Origin of the sequence: Burkholderia sp. E168m23, from assembly GCF_016586125.1 — a bacterium.
In the GTDB taxonomy this organism is placed as follows: Bacteria; Pseudomonadota; Gammaproteobacteria; order Burkholderiales; family Burkholderiaceae; genus Burkholderia; species Burkholderia orbicola.
Genome location: NZ_BCPP01000575.1, coordinates 1 through 4,665, shown reverse-complemented (window position 1 = coordinate 4,665; position 4,665 = coordinate 1). Strand labels below are relative to the sequence as shown.

Here is a 4,665-nt window from a genome sequence, read left to right as displayed (position 1 = left end):
CGAAGGTGTACACGGTCAAACTGCGCCAGGGCGTGAAGTTCCACGACGGCACCGACTTCAATGCCGCCGCGGTGAAGGCGAATTTCGACCGCGTGACCGATCCGGCGAACAAGCTGAAGCGGTACGGCCTGTTCCGGGTGATCGAGAAGACCGAAGTGGTCGATCCGAACACCGTGCGATTCACGTTGCGCGAGCCGTTCTCGGCGTTCATCAACACGCTCGCGCACCCGTCCGCGGTGATGATTTCGCCGGCCGCGCTGAAGAAGTGGGGGCGTGACGTGTCGCTGCATCCGGTCGGCACCGGCCCGTTCGAGTTCGTCGAATGGAAGCAGACCGACGACATGAAGGTGAAGAAATTCGCCGGCTACTGGAAGAAGGGCTATCCGAAGGTCGATGCGATCGACTGGAAACCGGTGGTCGACAACAACACGCGCGCCGCGCTGATCAAGACCGGCGAGGCCGATTTCGCGTTCACGATTCCGTTCGAGCAGGCGACCGATCTGAAGAGCAATCCGAAGGTGGACTTGATCGAGGCGCCGTCGATCATCCAGCGCTACATTTCGCTGAACACGCGGCAAAAGCCGTTCGATAACCCGAAGGTGCGCGAAGCGCTGAACTACGCGGTCAACAAGGAGGCGCTCGCGAAGGTCGTGTTCGCCGGTTACGCGACGCCGCAGACGGGCGTGGCGCCGACGGGCGTCGAATACGCAACGAAACTCGGGCCCTGGCCGTATGACCCGGCGAAGGCGCGCGCGCTGCTGAAGGAGGCCGGCTATCCGAACGGCTTCGAATCGACGCTGTGGTCCGCCTACAATCACACGACGGCGCAGAAGGTGATCCAGTTCGTCCAGCAGCAGCTCGCGCAGGTCGGCGTGAAGGTGCAGGTGCAGGCGCTCGAGGCCGGCGAACGGGTTGCCCGGGTGGAGAGCGCCCAGGATGCGGCGAAGGCGCCGGTGCGGATGTACTACAGCGGCTGGTCGGCGTCGACGGGCGAGGCGAACTGGGCCCTGTCGCCGCTGCTTGCGTCGGAGTCGGCGCCGCCGAAGTTGTACAACACGGCGTACTACAAGAACGGTCTGGTCGACGACGATCTCGCGCAGGCACTCTCCACGACCGATCGCGCGAAGAAGGCCAGCCTCTACGCCGATGCGCAGAAGCAGATCTGGGCCGACGCGCCGTGGATCTTCCTCGTGCAGGAGAAGATCGTCTACGCACGCAGCAAGCGCCTGCAGGGCATGTACGTGATGCCGGACGGCTCGTTCAACTTCGACGAAATCTCGCTGAAATGACGGCGGTTTGCCCGCCACGCAGTGCCGGCGGCGCGAGCCGCCGGTGCGCTGATTCGATCGGTGTCCCATGCTGAATTTCCTCGTCAAACGCCTGTTCGGCCTGCTGCCCACGCTCGCGATCGTCGCGGTGCTGGTGTTCCTGTTCGTGCACCTGCTGCCCGGCGACCCGGCGCGGCTCGCGGCCGGCCCCGAAGCCGACGACGCGACGGTCGCGCTCGTGCGTGCCGATCTTGGGCTCGACAAGCCGATGCCGACCCAGTTCGCGAACTTCTTCGTGAAGATCGCGCACGGCGATTTCGGCATCTCGACGCGCAGCAAGCGGCCGGTGTCGACCGAGATCGGGGAGCGCTTCATGCCGACGCTGCTGCTCACGCTCGTCAGCATGGTGTGGGCGACGGCGATCGGGATGGCGATCGGGATCGCGTCGGCCGTGTGGCGCAATCGCTGGCCCGACCGACTCGGGATGACGATCGCGGTGTCGGGTATTTCGTTTCCCGCGTTCGCGCTCGGCATGCTGCTGATGGAGATCTTCTCGGTGAAGCTCGGCTGGCTGCCGGTCGTGCCGGACGGCACGTGGAAGAGCTACGTGCTGCCGTCGCTGACGCTCGGCGCCGCGGTCGCCGCCGTGATGGCGCGCTTCACGCGCGCGTCGTTCGTCGAGGTGCTGAACGAGGACTTCGTGCGCACCGCGCGCGCGAAGGGCGTGCACGAGCCGATGGTCGTGCTCAAGCATTGCCTGCGCAACGCGATGATTCCGGTCGTCACGATGATGGGGCTGCAGTTCGGCTTCCTGCTCGGCGGCTCGATCGTCGTCGAGGCCGTGTTCAACTGGCCGGGGCTCGGCCGCCTGCTGGTCGATGCGGTGACGATGCGCGACTACCCGGTGATCCAGGCGATCGTGCTGCTGTTCTCGCTGGAATTCATCCTGATCAACCTGACCGTCGACGTGCTGTACGCGGTCATCAACCCGACCATCCGGTTCAAGTGAGGCCAGCATGAACGCGACTGTCCAGCCCGCGGCGCCGGCCGCATCGACCGCGATCCGCACGCCGTGGCGCGAATTCTGGCGCAAGTTCCGCAAGCAGACCGTCGCGCTCGTCGCGGGCGGCTTCGTGCTGGCGCTCGTCGTGCTCGCGTTCGTCGGCCCGCACATCGTGCCGTTCGATCCGGAGAACTATTTCGACTACGACGCGCTGAACGCGGGGCCGTCGGCCGTGCACTGGTTCGGCGTCGATTCGCTCGGGCGCGACATCTTCAGCCGGATCGTCGCGGGCACCCGCATCTCGCTCGCGGCCGGCTTCTTCTCGGTGGCGCTCGGCGCGGTGATCGGCACGTTCTTCGGACTGCTCGCCGGCTATTACGAAGGCTGGTGGGACCGCATCACGATGCGCATCGCCGACGTGCTGTTCGCGTTCCCCGGCATCCTCCTCGCGATCGGCGTGGTCGCGATCCTCGGCAACGGGATGGTCAACGTGATCTGCGCGGTCGCGATCTTCAGCATTCCGGCGTTCGCGCGGCTCGTGCGCGGCAACACGCTGGTGCTCAAGCACATGACCTACGTCGAGGCCGCGCGCAGCATCGGCGCGTCCGACTGGACGATCATCATGCGGCACATCCTGCCGGGTACCGTGTCGTCGGTCGTCGTCTACTTCACGATGCGGATCGGCACGTCGATCATCACCGCCGCGAGCCTGTCGTTCCTCGGGCTCGGCGCGCAGCCGCCGACGCCGGAGTGGGGCGCGATGCTCAACGAGGCGCGCGCGGACATGGTGACGGCGCCGCACATCGCGGTGTTCCCGAGCCTGGCGATCTTCCTGACCGTGCTCGCGTTCAACCTGCTCGGCGACGGGCTGCGCGACGCGCTTGACCCGAAGCTGGAGCGCCGTTGATGCGGCCTGCACCGATGTGGATGGCGACGCTGCCGGCCGGGCCGCGCGGCACGATCGCCGACGTGCCGGGCGTGACGGTCGGCCATTGCACGCTCGATGCCGGCAGCGTGCAGACCGGTGTGACCGTCGTGAAGCCGCATCCGGGCGACGTGTACCGCAGCAAGGTGCCGGCGGGGGCGGCCGTGATCAACGGGTTCGGCAAGAGCGTCGGGCTCGTGCAGGTCGACGAACTCGGCACGCTCGATACGCCGGTCGCGCTGACCAATACGTTCGGCGTCGGCGCGGTCGCACAGGCGCAGATCCGCGCGGCGATCGCGGCGAATCCGCGGGTCGGCCGCGACTGGTCGACCGTCAATCCGCTCGTGTTCGAATGCAACGACGGTTACCTGAACGACATCCAGGCGTTCGCGGTCACCGCCGCGCACTACGACGACGCATGCCGCGCGGCGTCGCGCGATGTCGCACGCGGCGCGGTGGGCGCCGGGCGCGGGATGTCGTGCTTCGACCTGAAGGGCGGGATTGGTTCCGCGTCGCGCGTGGCCGTCGCGGCCGGCCGGCCCTATACGGTCGGTGCGCTCGTGCTCGCGAATTTCGGCCGGCTGCCGATGCTGACGCTCGGCGGCGTGCCGCTCGGGCGCATCGTCGCGCAACGGCGCGCGGCCGAAGCGGCCCGCGCGGCGCCGCCCGAGCAGGGCTCGATCATCCTGTTGCTGGCGACCGATGCGCCGCTCGACGCGCGGCAACTGTCGCGGCTCGCGCGCCGCGCGGGGGCGGGGCTGGCCCGCACGGGTTCCGTTTACGGGCATGGCAGCGGCGACATCGCGCTCGCTTTCTCGACCGCCTACACGATCGCGCACGACGCATCGACGATCGCGCTGCCGGCCCTCGTGGCCGATGCGGCGCTCGATCCGCTGTTCATGGCCGCGGCCGAAAGCGTCGAGCACGCGATCGCCGACGCGTTGCTGCAGGCGGTGACGGTCGCCGGGCGCGACGGCCACGTGCGGCAAGCGCTGCGCGACGCTGTGCCCGACCTCGACCGGCTGTTCAACGAAGACAACGAAGGGCATCCGACCCAGTCATGAAGATTCTGATCTCGACCGACATCGAGGGCGTCGCCGGCGTATTCGCGACCGAGCAGACGCGCGCCGGCAATCCGGAATACGAACGCGCACGCCGCTGGATGACCGCCGAGGCGAACGCGGCGATCGAAGGCGCGTTCGCGGGCGGCGCGCAGGCCGTGTGGGTCAACGATTCGCATGGCGGCTATCGCAACCTGCTGCCCGACGGGCTCGATGCGCGGGCGCGCGTCGTGCTCGGCAAGCCGCGCACGCTCGGAATGATGGCGGGCCTCGAACAGCAGCCCGATCTCGTGTTCATGATCGGCTATCACGCGAAATCGCAGACGCGCGGCGTGCTCGCGCATACGATCAACAGCTTTGCGTTCACGCAGGTGTGGCTGAACGGCGTCGAGCTTGGCGAAGCCGGGC

The 4,665-nt window shown here is 67.7% G+C and carries 5 protein-coding genes; all 5 read left to right on the top strand.

Annotation, left to right across the window (positions count from 1 at the left end):
- Positions 1–1,289, top strand: a 1,289-nt coding sequence (gene gsiB, locus JMF90_RS25020) for a glutathione ABC transporter substrate-binding protein GsiB (RefSeq protein ID WP_201325552.1), incomplete at its 5' end; no start/stop codon positions are given.
- A 67-nt stretch (positions 1,290–1,356) separates the two neighbouring features.
- On the top strand, positions 1,357–2,277 hold the full coding sequence (gsiC, locus tag JMF90_RS25015; RefSeq protein WP_006479236.1) for a glutathione ABC transporter permease GsiC: 921 nt from the start codon (positions 1,357–1,359) through the stop codon (positions 2,275–2,277).
- 7 nt (positions 2,278–2,284) lie between these two features.
- Positions 2,285–3,178 carry a glutathione ABC transporter permease GsiD gene (gsiD, locus tag JMF90_RS25010; protein WP_011547899.1) on the top strand — a complete coding sequence of 298 codons (894 nt, stop codon included), beginning with the start codon at positions 2,285–2,287 and terminating at the stop codon, positions 3,176–3,178.
- The gene (locus tag JMF90_RS25005) at positions 3,178–4,260 is read left to right on the top strand and encodes a P1 family peptidase (protein WP_011547898.1); all 1,083 of its coding nucleotides are present in this window, start codon (positions 3,178–3,180) and stop codon (positions 4,258–4,260) included. Before gsiD ends, JMF90_RS25005 begins: the two co-directional genes overlap by 1 nt.
- A partial coding sequence (locus tag JMF90_RS25000) for a M55 family metallopeptidase (protein WP_201325551.1) occupies positions 4,257–4,665 on the top strand: 409 nt, incomplete at its 3' end. The genes JMF90_RS25005 and JMF90_RS25000, both read left to right, overlap by 4 nt.